Below are 19,001 nucleotides of genomic sequence, written 5' to 3'. Positions count from 1 at the left end.
TCGAGGCCGGATCGTGGATGTCCCGGATTGCCCGCCGGGAAAGCAGCGCCCGATGAAACATGGAGAAGGGGAATCTAATTTGATTAGCACTACATTCGATTACGACTGGATTGTGATCGGTTCAGGATTCGGCGGCAGTGTTTCGGCGCTGCGCCTGGCGGAGAAGGGCTATCGAGTTGGCGTAATCGAGCGCGGCCGGCGCTTTCGCGACGAAGACCTGCCCGAATCCGCGTGGCAACTCGGCAGGTTCCTGTGGGCACCCATGCTTGGCCTGAAGGGCGTCATGCGCATGCGCGTGTTTCGCCATGTGTTCTTTCCCAGCCAGTCGGCGGTCGGCGGCGGCAGCACCGTCTACGGTGGCGTGTTGTACCGTGCCCGTCGGCGCTTCTTCGACGATTCGCAGTGGCGAGAACTCGGTGACTGGGAGCGACTGCTCGAACCGCACTACGCGGTGGCCGAGCACATGCTCGGCGCCAGGACCGTGCCGTTCGACTCGACCAATCAGCGTTTGGCACGGGAAATGGCGCGGCACTTCGGCAAAGAGGACGGCTTCGTTCTCTCTCCCACCGGGGTGTATTTCGGAGAACCGGACAAGACTGTCAAGGATCCCTATTTCGGGGGCGAAGGCCCTGATCGCACCGGTTGCACGCGCTGCGGCGCCTGCATGGTGGGATGTCGGGTCGGTGCCGTGAATACGTTGACGAAGAACTACCTGTGGTTCGCAGAGCGGCTCGGCGTGCGGATCGCAGCCGAGCGCGAGGTCGTCGACGTGAGTCCGCTGGGGGCCGCCGACGGCAGCGACGGGTATCGTGTGGTCACGCAACGCCCTGGCGCTTTACTGGTCCGCCGGGATCGCAAGGTGCATACCGCGCGTGGCGTGGTCTTTGCGGGCGGGACACTGGGGACCAACGAGCTGCTTGCCACCTGCAAGCTCAGCGGTTCGCTGCCGCGGATCAGCAACCGCCTCGGCGAGCTGGCGCGCACCAACAGCGAGTCGGTGCTGAATGTCCGTCTTCCCAAGGATCTGAAGACCTGGAACGACGTCACGGCCAGCAGCAGTGTGCGCCTGGACGACGACACCCAGATCGAGTTCCTCACGTATGGCCGCCACGCCGACCTCATGGGCCTGATGTACACGGTCCTGGTCGGCAAGGGCAATCGCCTGACCCGGCCGTTGAAATGGCTCGCCAACATCGCTCGACATCCGTGGCAGTGGCTCAGGACGTTGTGGCCGGCGGGATGGAGCCGCCACATGGTCACGCTGCTGGTGATGCAGGCGCTGGACAACGCGATCGTGCTGCGCGCGAGGAAGCGGTGGATAGGGCGGGGTTACCGCCTCTCAACCGAACAGAATCGCGACCGCCCCAATCCGACGTACATCGAAATCGGCAATCGGGCAGCCCAATGGCTGGCCAGCCGCACCGGCGGTGTTGCTCAAAGCAACGTTCTGGAAGCGCTGGCCAACATCCCGACCACTGCCCATGTGCTGGGCGGCGCCGTCATCGGCGCAAGTTCCGCGTGCGGCGTGGTCGATAGGCACATGCGCGTGTTCGGATATCGGAACTTGCTGGTATGCGACGGTGCGGCAATGCCGGCCAATCCCGGAGTCAACCCGGCATTGACGATAACTGCACTCGCCGAGTACGCGATGGCGCAGATACCGGCAGCGAGCCCGGAGCGGCTCGATGGATCGTCCGAGCGCGAGGCCGCGCGATGAACGAAGTCGCCGCATGAAGCCGGACGTGTCACGCGTGGGCTTCGCGTGACGTGACTCACCGAATCGGATCGCCGATTGTCATCGAAAGTTGATCGGCACATTCACCGAGTGTCGTGCGATGGCAAACCACGGCAAAAAATTGCGGACGCATGTCGATGCGCGCTGGATAGCGCCGGCCGGCCAACCTCGCAATCGCCGTGCCGCTTCACTCAATCAGTCACATATGCCAAAACCGGAGGAGACAGGATGTTGAAGAATAGAGCTTTTGCAATTACCGCCGTGCTGCTGACGACCACGACTGCGCACGCGCAGAGTGCGGGAGACCTGGTCGTGAACGCCGGCTGGTTTCACTTCGCGCTGCAGGATTCCAGCCGACCGCTCACGGTTTCCGCATTCGGCACGAGCGCGACCGTTGCAGGCACTGGCGCGTCGGTCGACGATTCGGATACCTTCGGGCTCACCGCGACCTACTTCATCACCGATCACATTGCCGCAGGCGCCGCGCTCGGCATACCACCGAAGTACCGGCTGACGGGCACGGGATCCCTCAGTGCGCTCGGCCGGATCGGTTCTGCATACGAGTGGAGCCCGGCGCTGCTACTGAAATACTTCTTCAACGATGCCACGAGCAAATTTCGCCCTTACCTTGGCGCGGGCGCGTCGTACGTCTGGTTCAGCGGAGTGAAACTGGAACCTGCGACTGCCAGCGGTGCTTTCCTGTATTCGCCGACGTTCGGTCACGCGCTGGAAGGACCGACCACCGCAAGGCTGAGCAGTTCGTTCGCGCCGGTTATCAATGCGGGACTCAGCTACAACATCAACAAGCACTGGTCGGTCGATGCATCGCTTTCCTATATGTGGCTTTCTTCCCGGGCCACGCTGACGACGCAGTCGCCGCGTGGCGTCGTGACCAGCAGTACGAAGCTCAAGCTCAATCCTGTCGTTTCGTTTGTATCCGTCGGGTATCGGTTTTGATGATCACTCGTGTCGTACGAGGCGGGGACACACCGTGTCCCCTATCGCATGAATCGAGCGCGGAAAGCGAGCGGCAGGTTCGTGCCGGTCGTGGTGCGGCATGCCGATGAAACCCTCGTTCGTGCGTCTCCATTTCGAATTCGCGGGGCGCGCGACATTTTGCCAACTCATGCAGCCGCTCGAACAAAGCGGCGGACGAATAACCCAACAGGATGACGCGTTATGCATTCTTCGAACCATGTCGACACAAAGCCCGCCGGCGCAGTCAAGCGCGGCTGGGCAAGCATGACAATCGCAGGCGCACTGCTGACATGTGCGATGCCGGTTTTTGCCGACGTTTCCGGCACGCCGGTCGGCATATGGCAGACGATCGACGATCACACTCACCAGCCCACCGCACTGGTACAGATTACGCAGAACGGTGACGGTACGCTCAGCGGCAAGATAATCAAGGGACTGAATGCAAACAACTCGCCCGATCGCCGCTGCACGCAGTGTACGGATGAACGCAAGGACCAAAAGATCCAGGGCATGACTGTCGTCCGGGGTATGCGGCAACAAGGCGACGGATGGGACGGTGGCAGGATCCTCGACCCGATGAACGGCAACGAGTACAGCTGCAAGATGCGCGTCGAGGCCGGGGGGCAGAAGCTTGTGGTGCGCGGCTATATTGGCGTGTCCTTGCTGGGCCGCTCGCAGATCTGGACCCGTCATGGCGATGTCGCCGAATCGGGCGCGCAGAACTGATTTCCTGGACAGCGAGCAGCGTGTTGCACATGTCAGCTGCATGTGGTCACACGCGCTCCCTGGCCAGTCAAACGCATGAGCACTCTGCCCGAATCGCGTCGCCGCGCGTTTTCGCGACGCAGGCCGGGAGAGCAGGGCATGGCGTGTTTGATGACACGAGGAGGCTGGACAATATGAAAGCGCTGGTATGCAAGGCATTCGGGCCTATCGATCAATTGCTGCTCGAAAATGTGGCGCAACCCGAGCCGGCGGTTGGCGAGGTCCGAATTCGCGTGAAGGCCGCCTCGCTCAATTTCCCGGACGCCTTGATCGTGCAGGGCCTTTACCAGTTGAAGCCTCCGTTGCCGTTTTCTCCCGGCGCCGAATTTTCCGGCGTGGTCGACGCCGTCGGCGAGGGCGTCGACAATTGGCAAATCGGCGACGCAGTGGTCGGCTCGACTGGCTACGGCGCATTCGCCGAATACTGTGTCGCCGACGCGCGCCATCTCATGAGACTGCCGGCCGGCATGAACTTTGATTCGGGTGCATCGTTCATGCTGACCTACGGCACATCGCTACACGCGCTGCGGCATCGTGCCTACCTCGAATCCGGCGAAACGCTGCTTGTAATGGGGGCGGCCGGTGGGGTCGGTCTTGCTGCGATCGGGATCGCGAAGGCGATGGGCGCACGCGTCATCGCAGCGGCATCGACGCGCGACAAACTGGCGTTGTGCCGCGACTCGGGAGCGGACGAAACGATCGACTATGCCCAGTCATTACCGAGCGCATTCCTTTGGGAGGTGCGGCCGATGCTATGGCCAGGATGGCGGCCCGAGAGGTGATGGGCAAGATCATCGTCCATCCGGGAACATGATCGCGCTTGGGCGGCAGGAAACGCCGCCCCGGATGGATCGGCGCTCCAGACGGATCCCAAAGTACGCCATGGGAATCGCGCTTGCGAGGAAACATGGAGGATATTGAGCGCCGAATTGCGAGCTGTTTTGATGGACTACTGAGCCAGGAATTCGAGCGCTTTCGGAACAAAGTCGTCGTGGAACTGAAATATCGCTCCGTGGCAGGAATCCGGGTAGATGACGAGACGGCTGTTGGGCAGACGTCGCGCTAGGTCTTCGGAATCCTTGCTCGGGATCATCCGGTCGTTATCGCCGTTGGCGACGAACTCGAAGCACTTCGCGACGGACAGGTCCGCGGGTTCTTTCTGCCCCCAGGACGGGCCTATCCGATCTTTTGTGTGTCATGAAGTGCAGTGGAATAGACAAGATGAATTCACCGAGGGCTTACCTTGTATATGCCTACCAAATCACTCTTCCCCAAGTCCCCTGGTCAATTCATTTGACTTCGACAACGACCTTACCCTTCGCACGTCCTTGCGCCAAATACTCAAGCGCTTCCTTGGCGTGGTCGAATGCAAAAACCTTGTCGATCACCGGTCGAATGCGTCCCGATTCGAACAACTCGCCGATCTCGCGCAATTGCGCGCCGTCGGCGCGTACGAAGAGGAACGAGTAGGTGGCGTCCTTCTTTGCCGCAAGGCGCCTGATCTTTCGGCTCATCAGTCCGAAGACGAACTTCAGGACGAAGTTCAACCGGCGAGCATTGGCGAACGCCGCGTCCAGCGGACCGATGAGCGACACGATCTTGCCCCCTGGCTTGAGGATGCCGACGGACTTCTCGATGGAGTCGCCGCGCATGGTTCCCAGTACCATATCGTAGCCGCGCAGCACGTTCTCGAACTCCTGCTTCGTGTAGTCAACCACCTCGTCTGCGCCAAGGCCACTCACCAGTTGTACATTGCCCGTGCTGGTGGTCGTGCCCACCTTGGCTCCGAAGTGCTTGGCCAGTTGGATCGCAAACGTACCGATTCCGCCGGACCCTGCGGGAATGAACACTTTCTGTCCCCTCTGAATTTTCGCGCGTTCCTTCAGGGCTTGCCACGACGTCAGCCCGACCATAGGAACCGAGGCCGCCTGCACGAAGTCCAGGTTGGCCGGCTTCGGGGCGGCAACGCGTTCGGGCACCACGGCAAATTCGGCGAGCGAGCCGGTGCCCAAGTCGAAGAGGCTGGCGAAGACTGCGTCGCCTGGCTGGAAGCGCGTCACGCGGCTGCCGACCTCCTTCACCACGCCGGCAAGGTCGCTGCCCATCGTGGCCGGTAGTTCGAATTTCAGCACGGCTTTGAACATGCCGGTCGGGATCATGTTGTCGATCGGATTCAGCCCCACGGCATGAACCTCCACGAGCATTTCGTCGGGTTTGAGTGTGGGGAAAGAAACTTCAGCGAACCCTATCTCGTGCGATTTGCCGTAGCGTTTGAAGGTGAGTGCTTTCATGATGTTGGGACTTCGAGTGTGATTGATGGTGGTTTTGCGTCTGGACGGAACGATGCTCACGCCCATGGCTGAAGCACCACCTTGCCGGTGGTCTGTCGTCCTTCCAGCAGGCGATGTGCTTCGGCGGCCTGCGAAAGTGGCAAAACCGTTCCCGGCTGTAGTACCACCTTGCCGGACAGAACCAGGCCGATGAGTTCTGTCAGCGTGGACTGGATCAATTCCGGGAAGGCCAGGTAAGCACGTCGTCGTCTTCGATGGCCGGATCTGGAAGCTCTTCATAGACCAAGGCGTCCGGCCCGCCGGTCGTGTGGAATCTGACTGCTTTCATCCTGCTTCTCCAATTGTGGTGGTGTTGGTCATGTCTGTCTGCAATGGGACTTGCTTCGAATCAAGTTCTGTCAGCCTTCATTGCGACAGAAACGCCAGCGCCTTGGGCACAAAGTCGGCGTGGTACTGAAAAATCCCTCCGTGGCCCGCGTCTTTGTAGATGACGAGTTGCGCCTGGGGAATGCGACGGGCCATGTCGTGGCTCAGGGCGGTCGGCACCATGATGTCGTGATCGCCATTGGCGATCAGCACCGGCATCTGTAAATGACCAAGGCGTTGCGGCACTTGCTGGCCCCAGGCCTTGATCGCCTTGAGCTGGCGCAGGAATGCGCGAGGCGTTGGCTCCTTGTCGCGACCGGACTTGCGTTCCTTGAGCCGTTTCAGGAAGGCGCTTGCGGCCTGCCGGCCATTGGCCGTGGACGTAAAGAACAAATAGGCCTTGGGGTCGCGCAGAGTCAGCAAGCCCTTGAGCATCAGGGGCCAGGACACGGCGCCGACATGATCGATGCCTGGGCCCCCTGCGGGACCAGTGCCCGTGAGGATGAGCTTGCGTACCAGCTGCGGAGCCTTCAGCGCCACGTCCTGTGCGACGAACCCACCCAGTGAGAACCCCAGCAGGTCGACACGATCGAAACCCAACGCGCGGATCAGGGCGATGGTGTCGCGGGCCATCTCGTCGACGGTCACAGGTGCAGTGCCACCGGATGCACCAATCCCACGGTAGTCGACGGCGATGACACGATACTGGCGAGCGAGGCCATCGACTATGCGTGGATCGAAGTTGTCCAGCACGGCGCCCCAATGGTTCAGCAGCACCACGGGAATACCGCCTGCCGGACCCAATTCGCGGTAGGCGAAGGTGGTTCCCGCCGCGGCGACCGAATGGGTCTTGACGTGGGCGTAGGGGGTGGTCGATTCACTCTGGACACTGGAACTCGACATGGTTGACTCCTTGGTGCCCGGCCTCAGGCGTTGACATCCACGATGGTGCGGCCACGCACCTGGCCTTGCAGCATCGGGTCCACAAGGACCAGGACTTCGGCCAGCCCCACCACCTGCGTGGTCCGTGCAAGCTTGCCCAGATCCAGGTCGACAGCCAAACGCGCCCATGCGTTCTGCCGTAAGTCCTGCGGGGCATTGACCGAGTCGATTCCCGCCAGCGTCACGTTACGCAGGATGAAGGGCAGCACCGAACCGGGCAGGTCCGCGCCCTGAGCCAGCCCGAAGGCAGCCACCGCTCCGCGGTACTGAGTTTGAGCGAGGACGTTGGCAAGCGTATGGCTGCCCACCGAGTCGATCGCACCGGCCCAGCGCTCGTTGGCGATCGGAGCGCCCGGCTCGGACAGCGTGCGGCGGTCGATGATTTCGGCTGCACCCAGCTCGCGCAGGTAGTCGGCCTCTTCCAGCCGACCGGTCGATGCAACCACCCGGTAGCCCAGTTTCGACAGCAAAGCGATGGCAATGGAGCCGGCTCCGCCGCCGGCGCCGGTCACCAGCACATCGCCTTTGTCCGGTGTTACCCCCGCATGCTCCAGCGCGAGCACGGACAACATCGCGGTGTACCCGGCCGTTCCGATGCCCATGGCGTCGTGCGTCGAGAACGTCTCGGGCAGCTTGATCAGCCAGTCGCCCGGTACTCGCGCCTTCTGTGCGAAACCGCCGTGGTTGGTTTGGCTCAACCCCCAGCCGTTGGCGACCACACTCTCGCCCACCGCGAAGCCTGGATGCGAGGAGGTTTCCACCGTGCCTGCGAAGTCGATCCCGGGGATAAGAGGGAACTTGCGAATCACCGGCGCGCGGCCACTGATCGCCATCGCGTCCTTGTAGTTGACGGTGGAATAGTCGATCGCGACGGTAACGTCGCCTGGCATTAGGTCGGCTTCGTCGAAATCGACAACATCTGTGGAAATCGAGTCACCTGTCTTGGTGCTCAGCAGTGCTTTGAAGGTCATGGTCATTGCTCTTGGTTGGTCCCTTGTTCAGTATCTGGGCTTCACGTGCGAGGGCAAAAAATAGATGGCATCTCAATCCGTTTCAGGGACAAGGTGCGCCCGCGTCGCGGACAGCACGACTTCGGAGAGCGCTTCTTCGTCGACCGCGCGCGCCAGCACGACTGCGCCAATCATCGTGGCGGCGGTCACCAGAGCACGCGCATCCGCATCGGGCTGCTCCCTGTCGGTGGCATGCCGGGATACGATGCTCAGCAGGTCCTTGATGCGGCGCGACGAATCGCCGGCGACTGACGAGATAGATCCGTTCCCAGCGAAGCCACCGGACAGCCGGACTCGGGATTCTTCACGTGTTCTTGCGACAGATAAGCGCGCAGCAACGCCTGCTGCGATTTGCCAGTCGGAGCTGCAGCCACGATGCGCAGGAAGGTCTCGACGGCTTCTGCGCCAGCGCGGTCGACCAACTCGGCAAGCATCACCTCACGGGAGGCGAAGTGCGCATAGAACCCGCCGTGGGTCAGGCCGGCCAGCTTCATGATGTCGGCAATGCCGATCCCGTCGAAGCCGAAGCGGCGGATCGCACGTGCGCCCGCATCAACGATGCGTTCGTGCGTACTCTCTTTGGATCGGGTGGTGGGTCGTTTCATGCGATGTTTATCTGTACGCGTGCTGGCCGTAAACGGGCCACGCTCACCCGCGCGCCCGCAGGCGCCGCGTGCGGAACGTGCCCCAACCGCTGTGGAGCGCAGACTTCAGGAATGCAGACAACCCGCCCTCGTCGGGACGCGGCGACTGGCCTCTTGCAATACGCTTGAGCTGGCGCGTGTACCACAGCACCTCCATGATCCCCATGCGGTCGACCGCCTTGAGCCCCGTGCTGATGGGGCGTACATGCTGCGAACTGTCGCGCCCTTGAAGCAGGGCGGCAGGCGCGTCAGGGTCGATCGCCAGCAGCCGCGCCAGGCCGACCACATCGAGTGCGCCGGAGCGAAGGGCGTCATTCATGCCGATCGCCGTGCGAAAGCCACCGGTGACCATCAGCGGCACCTTCACCGCTGCGCGCACCCTTTCGGCGAACTCGAGGAAGTAGGCTTCACGGGCTGCGGTGGACGCCTTCTTCGGCTCCTGCATCGCACCACTCATGGCCGGTGCCTCGTAGGTGCCGCCGGAAATCTCTATCAGATCGATGCCTGCATTCACCAATGCGTGGATCGTCTCGATCGACTCGTCCGCGGTGAAGCCACCGTGCTGGAAGTCGGCCGAGTTGAGCTTGATCCCCACCGCAAAATCCGGCCCCACTTGGCGGCGGACCTCTGCATAGACGGCCAGCACGAAGCGCCGCCGCTTCTCTGGGCTGCCACCCCATTCGTCGGTGCGTCGGTTGTGGTGCGGGGAGAGGAACTGGTTGACCAGATAGCCATGGGCGCCGTGGATTTCGACACCGCTGAATCCGGCCTTCTTGCAGATGGCCGCGCTACGCCCGAAGCGCGTGATGATGTCCTGGATTTCGGCGATGGTGGCTTCGCGCGGGGTCTCGAAGAAAGCGGCCATGTCCTCGCGGAACGGTACGGCCGAGGGCGCGAGGTTGTAAGCGTTCAGCCCCTTGGTCGACTGCTTGCCCGGATGGTTGAGCTGGGCCCAGATAGCCGCCCCTTGTCCGGTCACGGCCTGTGCCCACTGTCGCAGCATCGGCAGGTCCGCCTCGTCCTCGATCACCACGTTGCCGGGTTCGCCCAGTGCGCGACGATCAATCATTACGTTGCCCGTCATGATCAAGCCCAAACCCGTATTGGCCCAGCGCCGGTACAACTGCACCAGATCCTTGGTCGGGCGATTGTCGTAGGTGCCCAGCGTTTCACTCATGGCTGCCTTGGCAAGGCGACTGCGCAGTACGCTGCCGTTGGGCAGGCGCAGGGGTTGGTTCAGCAGGTTTGTTTCCATGGGCGACTCAAAGGCTGTGCGGTCGTAGGGCGCGATCTTCTTGGGTGGCTGCAGGAAGGCCGTCAGCCCCTGGAACCACATCACCTCCTGAAAATCTCCGCTGATGGTTAGCTCTTTGTTGCCCAGGCCCTTCAGAAAGGCATTCTGGCTGTCTTTGGCCGAGAGAATCTCAAAGCCCTTGCCGGCATCCTTGAAGCTGAAAGTGAAGCGAGGCTGATCCACCAGGCCTGATACGGAGTGGATGGCGCTGTTGCGGATGAAGAACGTGCGACCGACGCCCGCCTCGGTGTGGATCTGGAACACCAAGTCCTTACCAGCGACGTAGCTGGCACAATCGGGATTGTTCTTGAGCTGGCGCTGCAGCAGCCGAGTGAACATCCACAGCAGGAACTTGAATTTGAGCATGGTCGGTGGCCTCGGGAGTAGGTGGATCAGCGCTCGTGCAGGAGTGTCGGTGGCGCCGTCATTCGCCGAGGAAGTGCACGGCGTGGTGCAGGAAGCGCTTCGGGTATTGGAATTGCGCACCGTGCCCGGCATCGGGATAGATGAACAACTGTGCGTTGGGGATATTGCGCGCCATGTAGAACGAGTTGACGGTCGGGATCATCACGTCGTGCACGCCGTTCAGGATGAACGTCGGTTGTTGGATGCCACGCAGGTACGCGAACGGGTCGTCTTCCGAAACCCTGGGCAGGTAATGCATGTTGGCTTCGATCTGCGCAGCGGCCACCTCCTGAGACGACGGCGGATCCTGGTCAGCGCGCTGGTGGCGGCGCTCCCAAAACTCGCGCGCGGCCTTCTTTGCCGCTTCGGAGCGACCAAAGAACAGGTACTCGAAGTCTTCGAATACCGGTACGGGCCGAGGCGCCGTCGACAGTACCTTCGGCTCCATGTCGGGATCACCACCGCGCGGGCCGGTACCCAACAGCATGAGCTTGCGCACCAGTTTCGGATGGCGCCAAGTCAGGTCCAGCGCTTGGAAGCCACCGAGCGAGAAGCCCAGGACGTCAACCTGCTGCGAGCCAAGGGCTCGAACGACGGCTGCCGCGTCGTCGGCCATGTCTTCGATGCGGGTGCGAGGGGTTCCACCGGAAGAGGCGATGCCCCGGCCGTTGTACAGGATAACCTCCCGACCTTCGGCCAAACCATCCGTCATTAAGGGATCCCAATGGTCCATGCCACCACGAAAGTGCTGCAACATCAACAAGGGGGGCTGCGAGGTGCCCGTGTTGCCCCAGCGCCGGTAGGCGAATCGAGCGCCGTCAACCTCGACATAACGGGTGGGCGCATTGAGATGGGTGTCAGTCATTGCAGTGTCCTTCTATCTTAGGAGCGCGACGGCGAGGCCGTTTCCGTCCGGCTCAGGGTCACTTCGCCAAGAAGGCGAGCGCCTTCGGCACGAAATCCTCGTGGTACTGGAAGATCCCCCCATGGCCGGCGTCGGGGTAGATGATCAGTTCGCTGTTCGGCAGGCGCTTGGCGAGGTCGTAGGTATTACTGGTCGGGACCATCCGATCGTCATCGCCGTTGGCTACCAGTGCGGGCTGCTTTACCACCGAAAGATCGGCCGGGTGCTTCTGTCCCCACGCTTTGAGCGCCCGAAGCTGGGCCATGTAGGCGCCCACGGTAATACTCTTGTCTCGGTTCTCCGTGCGTTCCTGCAGGCGTTGCAGGAAGGCCTTGCCGGCCGCGATACCATTGGGCGTACGCGTGAAGAAGAGATACTGCTTCGGGTCTTGGCCGGTGAACATCGCGCGTATCAGGTCGTAGTTCGCCACTCTCGCAACGGTGCTGATGCCGGGACCGCCCGCGGGGCCAGTGCCCGTCAGGATCAGCTTGCGCACGAGTTGAGGTTCCTTCAACACAATCTCCTGCGCGACCATCCCGCCCATCGAGAAGCCGAAAAGGTCAACCTGCTTGAAGCCTTTGGCCTTGATGAAGGTGATGGCGTCGTCCGCCATTTTCTCGATGGTGTCGGCCGGCTTGCCCGTGGACGCACCAATGCCGCGGTTGTCGAACGCGACCACGTGATGCTTCGCGGCGATGCCGTCCACCACTCGAGGATCCCAGTTGTCCATAACGCCCGCCAAGTGGACCAGAAAGATCACGGGCGTGCCACCGTTGTCCTGGCCCAGTTCGCGGTAGGCGAAGTCCACACCGTCGGCCGAGATGACCTGCGTGGGCACGTTCTTCCACGACACGCTCTGCACAGTGGCTGCGATGGCGATGCTTGGTGCCGTAGGCGACTTGTCGGCCGTGGCGCATGCGGACAGCAGCGCTACGGACAACGCGATCAGGCACAGGCCTGCTGCTCGTGACAGATAAGACATGCTGTCTCCATTGGAATGGGCGAAGGCTCGGCGAGAAACAAGAGGCGAGAATCAGTCGTGCGATCGATAGCGCTCGGCCGCGTGGGCCTGGCGAATGTCGCCCAGCAGCGTCTGGCGTGCGCGGTCCAGCGCGTCCCAGCGCTCGGCGGCATGCAGCGGCGGGATCGTGACCAGTTCGCGGCGATCGAAGCCGACGAGCGCCGCATCGACCAGCTCGCCCACGTCCATCAAGTCGGGGAGCGTCTTGACGTCGATACCGGCGCGGTCCCAAATCTCGGTGCGGGTGCCCGCCGGTAGAACGGCCTGCACGTACACGCCCTTGGAACCCAGTTCCAGGTTCAGGCCCTGCGATAGGAACAGTACGAACGCCTTGGTCGCACCGTAGATCGACATGCCGAACTCGGGTGCGAAACCCACCACCGAACCGATGTTGACGATCGCACCGATGCCCGCCTGGGCGAATCGCGGCGCGACTGCGGCAGCCAGGCGCGTCAGCGCGGTGGTGTTGAGCCCGATCAGCCGCTCGATGCTCTCGGCCGATTGCTGCAGGAAGCCACCGGACTGTGCTGTGCCGGCGTTGTTGATCAGGACGCCGATGCTGGCATCGTCACGCAGTTGTGCTTCGACCGCAGCGATGTCGGCCTCTTGGTTGAGATCGGCCGGCAGCACGTCGATGGACACCTTGGCTTCAGCGCGCAAGCGGTCGGCCAAGGCTTCCAGTCGCGCCTTGTCGCGGGCGACGAGCACGAGCTTGTGGCCGCGTTTGGCGAAGCGTTCGGCGTAGGTGGCACCGATACCGCTGGAGGCGCCGGTGATGAGGACGGTAGGCAGTGTGCTCATGATTTGATTCCTTGTCGGTGTCAGGTTGGATTGGGCAGTGGTGATTGCGCCAGAAGCAGATCTTTGGTGCCCGCTCAGGACGCAGGGCCCGGCTGATCCAGGAACAGGGCCGTGTGGGCGACAAACGGCTCGGGATATTGGAACTGCGAGCCGTGTCCCGAGTCCGGGCCCAGGATCAGCTGGGCGTTCGGGATGTGCTGCTGCAGTGTGAACGAGTTGATGCTCGGCACCATGATGTCCTCGCGTCCATTGACCACCAGCGTGGGCTGCTTAATCTCTTTCAGATACGCGTCAGCGGTGCCATAACGATGCGATTGGCAAGGGTCAGGCCGCCCAGGGTGTATGGCTCAAAAAGCGTCCTCTCGGTCATGGCGCAGTTGCTCGTCGTGTTGAATTACCGTTATGATGACGATCATAATCTAATATGTCAACGTTTTGATTTTGAGTGACATCAATGTATAGTGACGGCCTAGCAGTCATGAATTCACGGCGGTAAACATGAAGGTCACCAAGGCGCAAGCGCAGGCGAACCGGGCGCTGGTTGTCGAGACAGCGTCCAAGTTGTTTCGCGAACGGGGCTACGATGGGGTCGGAGTCGCGGATCTCATGGCTGCGGCTGGATTCACGCACGGAGGCTTCTACCGGCAGTTCGGCTCCAAGACGGATCTAATGGCGGAGTCGGCCGCCTGCGGCATGGCGCAGACAGCAGCGCTCACCGTGGGGGTAGATCCCTTGCAGTTCGTCGAGCAGTATGTCTCGCGTGAGCACCGCGACGCCCGGTCCACCGGATGCACCATGGCGGCACTGGGCGGCGACGCCGCACGTCAGCCGGAAGTGGTCCGGTCGACGTTCGCGGACGGCATCGAAAGCTTGTTGGCTGCGTTGAGCGGCGAGGGCGCTGTATTGAACGGTGCAGACTCAGGGCAGGGGCGAGCCAAGTTGCTCGACATATTTGCTCATGCGGTCGGCGCCATTGTCTTGTCGCGCGCCTGCCCGGACGATTCGCCGCTGGCCGACGAGATTCTGGCGGCTTGCCGCAACGAGATCCGCGCGTCGCTGAGTCCGCCTGTGTGCTCGACTGCGAAAATGCGCGCAACTACGCGCAAGCGCAACGATAGTTGCTCCCCGAGCTCGAGTGGGTAGCCGGTCACCAGAATCTGAGTCACGGCGTAGCGTATTGATGCGCGGTATTAATGGACTTTGCGGAATCGGCATGGCGCAGCCAGTTTGGGACGGCGGGCAAATGATTGAAGCTGGTGCAGTGCTAACTCGTGCCCATTAGGCTGCAATCCGAGAGGCCGCAGATCACGATATCGCCAACGTCGAGGAATGCAATCGTGACCGATGCTGAAGTTTGTTAGCCTTTGATTTTACATAATGCTGATGATCGATTTTTTTGGTTGTAGTGGCTACATAGAAATGTCCGCTTTCGTGCCGCGTAAGCTGTTCGGCCGCCGGGTATCCGGCGCCGGAGGCTGCGATGAGCTCGCCGAGAACCGGAAAAATGAAGCGTGGCCATTGCGCGGAGTTGCTTTCCGGCCGGACGCGTCGTGTTGCTGGTTCACATCGACGGCCCCCGGGCGAGACCATCATCACCCGGAGCGCACATGTCTACGAAGTCACGCTGGCACTGGGTTCGAGCGCAGAGTGGCTTTCCTCTGCCCCGGGCCGGATCTTGAACCAGATCGAGTACATAGCTGGCAGAAACACCAACGTCAGTATCGTTCCGGCGAAAGTTCCTCCGATCAGCGTATAAGCCAGCGTGCCCCAGAACACGGAATGGGTCAGCGGAATGAACGCAAGCATCGCGGCAACCGCAGTCAGGATCACGGGCCTCGAGCGCTGCAGGGTGGCCTCCACTACCGCATCGAACGGCGCCATGCCCGCACGCGTGTTCTCTTCGATCTGGCCGATCAGGATCAGCGTGTTGCGCATCAGGATGCCGGAGAGCGCAATGAGCCCCACCAATGCGTTGATGCCGAAGGGCTGATTGAACAGCAGGAGCGTCGGCACCACGCCGATCAAACCCAGCGGACTGGTCGCGAACACCATCATGGTCGCGGCAATCGAGCGCGTCTGGAAAATGATGATGAGCAGCGTCAGCGCAATCATGATCGGGAACAGCGGCGCGAGCGCATTGGTCGCCTTGTTGGCCTCCTCGATGGAGCCGGCCTCCTCGATCCGGTAGCCGCCCGGCAGCTTCGCGATGATGGGCTGCAATTGCGCAAGCATCGCGGTCGACACGTCGGGCGGTTGCAATCCTTCGGCGATATCGCCACGCACGGTGATCGTCGGCGTTCGATCGCGACGGCGCAGGATCGGATCCTCCATGCGGATGTCGACCTTGCCGACCTGCGAGAGCGGCACCCGCTGCCCTGCGTTACCGATCAGCGTGAATCCTCCGATCCGTTGCGGGTCGAGCCGGGTGTCTCCCGCCGAACGCGCGACCAGCTCCACCGAACGAATGTCCTCGCGCACGTGCGTGACGGGAATTCCGGTCAGCAGGAATTGCAGTTGCTGCGCGACCGAGCTGGACGTCAGCCCGAACGACCCGAGACGATTTTGATCGAGCGTGAAATGCACGGTGGGAACGCGCGGCCCCCAGTCGGCGTTCACCGTTCGCATCATCGGGCTGGCGTTCATGGTCCGCTCGACCTGCGCGGCGATGGTGCGCAACGTCCCCGCGTCCGGGCCCACGACCCTGAACGCAACGGGGTAAGGCGAGTAAGGGCCGAACACCAGCTGCGTGACGCGAACCTGCGCCCCGGGCACCAATCCTTCGGCGACGACCTTGCGCAGACGGAATTTGAGCGCTTCCCGCTGGTGCTCAGCGTTCGTGCGGATCACGATCTTCGAGAAGGACGAATCCGGCAGCTCCGGGGACATGGCCAGATAGAAGCGCGGAGCGCCCTGCCCGATGTACGAGGTCACGATCTGCGCTTCCGGCTGCTTCGCGAGCCATGCCTCGACCTTTTCCGTTGCCGACGCGGTCTGCTCGATCGAAGTCCCATAGGGCATCTGCACTTCGACGAGCACTTCCGGGCGATCGGACGTCGGGAAGAACTGCTTCTTCACCAGTCCCATGCCCATCACGGCGACGACGAACGACGCCACCACGATCCCGGCGACCATCCACTTGCGGCCGATCACGCGCCCGAGGAAACGGCGAAAACGCTGGTAGTTCCGCGTGTTGTAGATCGCCTCGTGGCCGCCTTCGATCACGGCAATGTCGGGTAACAGCTTGACGCCGAGGTACGGTGTGAAGACGACGGCCACGACCCACGACGTGATCAACGCGATGCCGACGATCCAGAACATGTTGCTCGTGTATTCGCCGGCCGTCGAGCGCGCGAAGCCGTTCGGCATGAAGCCGACCGCCGTGACCAGCGTGCCCGACAGCATCGGCGCGGCCGTGTGGCTCCAGGCGTAAGCCGACGCCTGGACGCGGTTATAGCCCTCCTCCATTTTCACGACCATCATTTCGATGGCGATGATCGCGTCGTCGACGAGCAGGCCCAGCGCGAGAATCAGCGAACCGAGCGTGATGCGGTCGAAACTCTTGCCCGTGGCGGCCATCACGACGAAGACCCCCGCGAGCGTCAGCGGCACTGCCGCCGACACGACGATGCCGACGCGCCATCCCATGCTCGCGAAGCTCACGACCATCACCACGAGCAGCGCGACAAAGAACTTGACCATGAATTCGTCGACAGCCGAATGGATATTGACGGCCTGGTCGGTCACCTTCGCGAGGCTCATGCCCAGCGGCATCCCGGCATTGATCGATGCGACCTCCGCGTCGAGCGCCTTGCCGAGGTTGAGCCCGTTCCAGCCGTCCCGCATCACGACGCCGAGCAGCAACGCCGGTTCGCCGTTGTTGCGAATCTGGAACGTGGCCGGGTCTTCGTAACCGCGTTCGACGGTCGCCACATCGGAGAGCTTCAGCGTGCGGCCCTGAACGACGATCGGCGTGTCACGAATGGTCTGCAGCTTGTCGAAGGCGCCTTCGACACGAATGAAGACCTGCGCGCCCGCCGTATCGATCGAACCAGCCGGCGTCAGAACGTTCTGGTTGTTCAACGCGGCAAAGATTTCCTGAGGCGTCACGCCGAGCGTCGCGAGCCGGTCGTGCGAAAACGACACATAGATCCGTTCCGCCTGCTCGCCGATGATGTTTACCTTCTTGACGCCCGGCACATGAAGGAGCCGCTGGCGCAAGCCCTCGGCGTCGCGCACCAGCGATCGTTGCGGCTCGCCTTTCGCCTTGAGCGCGAACAGCGCGAACGTTACGTCGGAATACTCATCGTTGACGAGCGGGCCGATCACGCCGGGCGGCAGGTTGCCCGCTTCGTCGTGCAGCTTCTTGCGCGCCTGATAGAACTCCTCGGGCACGTCCGCGGGCGGCGTGCTGTCGAGCAAGGTCACGGTGGTGAAGGCAAGCCCCGGACGCGTATAGGTCTCGGTCCGGTCGTACCAGCGCAGTTCCTGCATGCGCTTTTCGAGCGGCTCGGCCACCTGGTCCTGCATTTCCTGCGCGGTCGCGCCGGGCCATGCCGTAATGACCGTCATCGACTTGACGGTAAAGGGCGGATCTTCGGCCCGCCCCAGTTTTAGGAAAGCAATCACGCCGGCGATCGAAATCAGGATGATCAGAAACAGCGTGACCGAGCGCTCCCGCACCGCAAGCGCCGACAAATTGAAGCCGCTCATTGCGCCGCTCCTTGCGCGGAGACGGATGCCGCGATCATCTTGTCGTTGGCGAGACGCACATGCTCTCCGTCGTGCAACAACTGGGCACCGAGCGCGACGACCTGGTCGCCCTCGCGAAGGTCGCCTGTCACCGTCGCGCTGTCGTCGCTCAATGCGGTGACACGCACCTTGCGCCAGGTCACACGCGACTGGGCCCGGTCGACCGTCCAGACCCCGGTGCCGGTGCCCGGATCGAACACGGCGCCGACCGGCACCACCATGGCGGCGGGTGCGTGGCCGCCGTCGCCGGCGAGATCGAGCGTCACGGTCGCGCCGAGCGGCGCATTCGACAGCGTGCCCTGGAGGACGTACCTCGCCTCGTAGGTCCGCGTCAGCCGATCGGCGGAGTCGGAGAGCTGGCGCAGGACGGCGGGAACAGGCTTCTGGGCCGCGCCGTAAAGCGTCGCCTCGGCGATCGAGCCGGATGCGGGACGCAGCGTCTCGGGAAGCTGGACGACGGCCTCGCGGGGGCCGGCATGCGCGAGCCGCACGACGATTTGTCCTGGCGCGACGACCTGGCCGGGCTCCGCCAGCGTCTCGACCACCACGCCGTCGGCGTCCGCCATGACGACGGCGTATCCGGACGCGTTGTTGGCGAGCACGGCCTGCGCCTGCGCCGCGACGAGCTGGGCCTTGGCGGAGTCCGCGGCCGCCTTGAGCTGGTCATAGGTCGATGCCGAAACCGCGCCTGCCGCGACGAGATCCCGATAGCGCGCCTCGTCGGCGGCTGTCTGCGTCGCCCGCGCCTGCGCGGCATCCACGAGCTTCTGCTGCGCACGGGCCTGCAGTCCCAGATCGATCGGATCGATACGCATCAGGGGCTGGCCGCGCTTGACCGTCTGGCCCGCGTCGACCAGTCGCTCGATGACCTTGCCCTGAACCCGGAAACCGAGATCGCTCTGAACGCGGGCGCCGACGACACCCGAAAACGACCGGCTCACCCCCGCGGCGCCGTGAACGGCGCTCGTACGCACAAGTGGCGCCTCGGTACGCGGATCGGCGGCCGGATGCTCGCCGCATGCCGCGAGCGCAAGCGAAGCCAGGCCCAATGTGTAGACAAGACGATGGCGCCGGAACATGAGATCCCCTCTCGCAA

Annotated in this window: 15 protein-coding genes and 2 pseudogenes; 5 read left to right on the top strand and 12 right to left on the bottom strand. The window is 62.7% G+C overall.

Annotated features, from left to right (window positions below):
• The first annotated feature begins 52 nt into the window (after window positions 1–52).
• The 4 genes and pseudogenes from MRS60_RS32670 to MRS60_RS32655 form a co-directional block, all read left to right on the top strand.
• Window positions 53–1,717 (top strand): GMC oxidoreductase, encoded by a 1,665-nt coding sequence (locus MRS60_RS32670; RefSeq protein WP_131947001.1) that lies wholly within the window; start codon window positions 53–55, stop codon window positions 1,715–1,717.
• 246 nt (window positions 1,718–1,963) lie between these two features.
• Window positions 1,964–2,692, top strand: a complete 729-nt coding sequence (locus MRS60_RS32665; RefSeq protein ID WP_096476068.1) for an OmpW/AlkL family protein — start codon at window positions 1,964–1,966, stop codon at window positions 2,690–2,692.
• A gap of 222 nt (window positions 2,693–2,914) precedes the next feature.
• Entirely contained in the window at window positions 2,915–3,439 is a 525-nt protein-coding gene (locus tag MRS60_RS32660; RefSeq protein WP_096476069.1) for a DUF2147 domain-containing protein, read from the top strand.
• 173 nt (window positions 3,440–3,612) lie between these two features.
• Window positions 3,613–4,188: pseudogene (locus MRS60_RS32655) on the top strand (alcohol dehydrogenase catalytic domain-containing protein); the annotation flags it as partial.
• 579 nt (window positions 4,189–4,767) lie between these two features.
• Here the strand turns inward: MRS60_RS32655 and MRS60_RS32645 are convergent.
• The 10 genes and pseudogenes from MRS60_RS32645 to MRS60_RS32600 all read right to left on the bottom strand — a co-directional run bounded on the left by MRS60_RS32645 (window position 4,768) and on the right by MRS60_RS32600 (window position 13,416).
• Window positions 4,768–5,769 (bottom strand): NADP-dependent oxidoreductase, encoded by a 1,002-nt coding sequence (locus MRS60_RS32645; protein WP_243566883.1) that lies wholly within the window; start codon window positions 5,767–5,769, stop codon window positions 4,768–4,770.
• Window positions 5,770–5,825: 56 nt separating this feature from the next.
• On the bottom strand, window positions 5,826–5,987 hold the full coding sequence (locus MRS60_RS32640; RefSeq protein ID WP_226229036.1) for a zinc-binding dehydrogenase: 162 nt from the start codon (window positions 5,985–5,987) through the stop codon (window positions 5,826–5,828).
• Window positions 5,988–6,174: 187 nt separating this feature from the next.
• Window positions 6,175–7,038: an alpha/beta fold hydrolase gene (locus MRS60_RS32635; protein WP_243566882.1), complete on the bottom strand. Its 864-nt coding sequence runs from the start codon at window positions 7,036–7,038 to the stop codon at window positions 6,175–6,177.
• A gap of 23 nt (window positions 7,039–7,061) precedes the next feature.
• On the bottom strand, window positions 7,062–8,048 hold the full coding sequence (locus MRS60_RS32630; protein WP_126365540.1) for an MDR family oxidoreductase: 987 nt from the start codon (window positions 8,046–8,048) through the stop codon (window positions 7,062–7,064).
• A gap of 72 nt (window positions 8,049–8,120) precedes the next feature.
• Window positions 8,121–8,692 (bottom strand): annotated as a pseudogene (locus tag MRS60_RS32625) (TetR/AcrR family transcriptional regulator).
• Between the two features lie 43 nt (window positions 8,693–8,735).
• Window positions 8,736–9,986, bottom strand: coding sequence for an NADH:flavin oxidoreductase/NADH oxidase family protein (locus MRS60_RS32620; protein WP_243567437.1), 1,251 nt, complete (start codon window positions 9,984–9,986; stop codon window positions 8,736–8,738).
• Window positions 9,987–10,449: 463 nt separating this feature from the next.
• On the bottom strand, window positions 10,450–11,295 hold the full coding sequence (locus MRS60_RS32615; RefSeq protein WP_096476074.1) for an alpha/beta fold hydrolase: 846 nt from the start codon (window positions 11,293–11,295) through the stop codon (window positions 10,450–10,452).
• Window positions 11,296–11,353: 58 nt separating this feature from the next.
• Window positions 11,354–12,316, bottom strand: a complete 963-nt coding sequence (locus tag MRS60_RS32610) for an alpha/beta fold hydrolase (RefSeq protein ID WP_126365542.1) — start codon at window positions 12,314–12,316, stop codon at window positions 11,354–11,356.
• A gap of 51 nt (window positions 12,317–12,367) precedes the next feature.
• Window positions 12,368–13,156 carry an SDR family NAD(P)-dependent oxidoreductase gene (locus MRS60_RS32605; RefSeq protein ID WP_096476076.1) on the bottom strand — a complete coding sequence of 263 codons (789 nt, stop codon included), beginning with the start codon at window positions 13,154–13,156 and terminating at the stop codon, window positions 12,368–12,370.
• Between the two features lie 74 nt (window positions 13,157–13,230).
• Window positions 13,231–13,416: an alpha/beta fold hydrolase gene (locus tag MRS60_RS32600; RefSeq protein WP_347814858.1), complete on the bottom strand. Its 186-nt coding sequence runs from the start codon at window positions 13,414–13,416 to the stop codon at window positions 13,231–13,233.
• A 238-nt stretch (window positions 13,417–13,654) separates the two neighbouring features.
• Between MRS60_RS32600 and MRS60_RS32590 the strand changes: the two genes are divergently transcribed.
• Window positions 13,655–14,299 (top strand): TetR/AcrR family transcriptional regulator, encoded by a 645-nt coding sequence (locus MRS60_RS32590; RefSeq protein WP_131947384.1) that lies wholly within the window; start codon window positions 13,655–13,657, stop codon window positions 14,297–14,299.
• A 468-nt stretch (window positions 14,300–14,767) separates the two neighbouring features.
• Here MRS60_RS32590 and MRS60_RS32585 read toward each other — a convergent pair whose 3' ends face one another.
• Both MRS60_RS32585 and MRS60_RS32580 read right to left on the bottom strand, forming a co-directional pair.
• Window positions 14,768–17,866: an efflux RND transporter permease subunit gene (locus tag MRS60_RS32585; RefSeq protein ID WP_243566881.1), complete on the bottom strand. Its 3,099-nt coding sequence runs from the start codon at window positions 17,864–17,866 to the stop codon at window positions 14,768–14,770.
• Window positions 17,863–18,984, bottom strand: a complete 1,122-nt coding sequence (locus MRS60_RS32580; protein WP_131947386.1) for an efflux RND transporter periplasmic adaptor subunit — start codon at window positions 18,982–18,984, stop codon at window positions 17,863–17,865. The genes MRS60_RS32585 and MRS60_RS32580 overlap by 4 nt, the downstream gene beginning before the upstream one ends.
• Window positions 18,985–19,001 lie beyond the last annotated feature (17 nt).

The organism is Burkholderia pyrrocinia, from assembly GCF_022809715.1.
Taxonomy (GTDB): Bacteria; Pseudomonadota; Gammaproteobacteria; order Burkholderiales; family Burkholderiaceae; genus Burkholderia; species Burkholderia pyrrocinia_C.
This window is presented reverse-complemented; position numbering and strand designations above follow the sequence as displayed.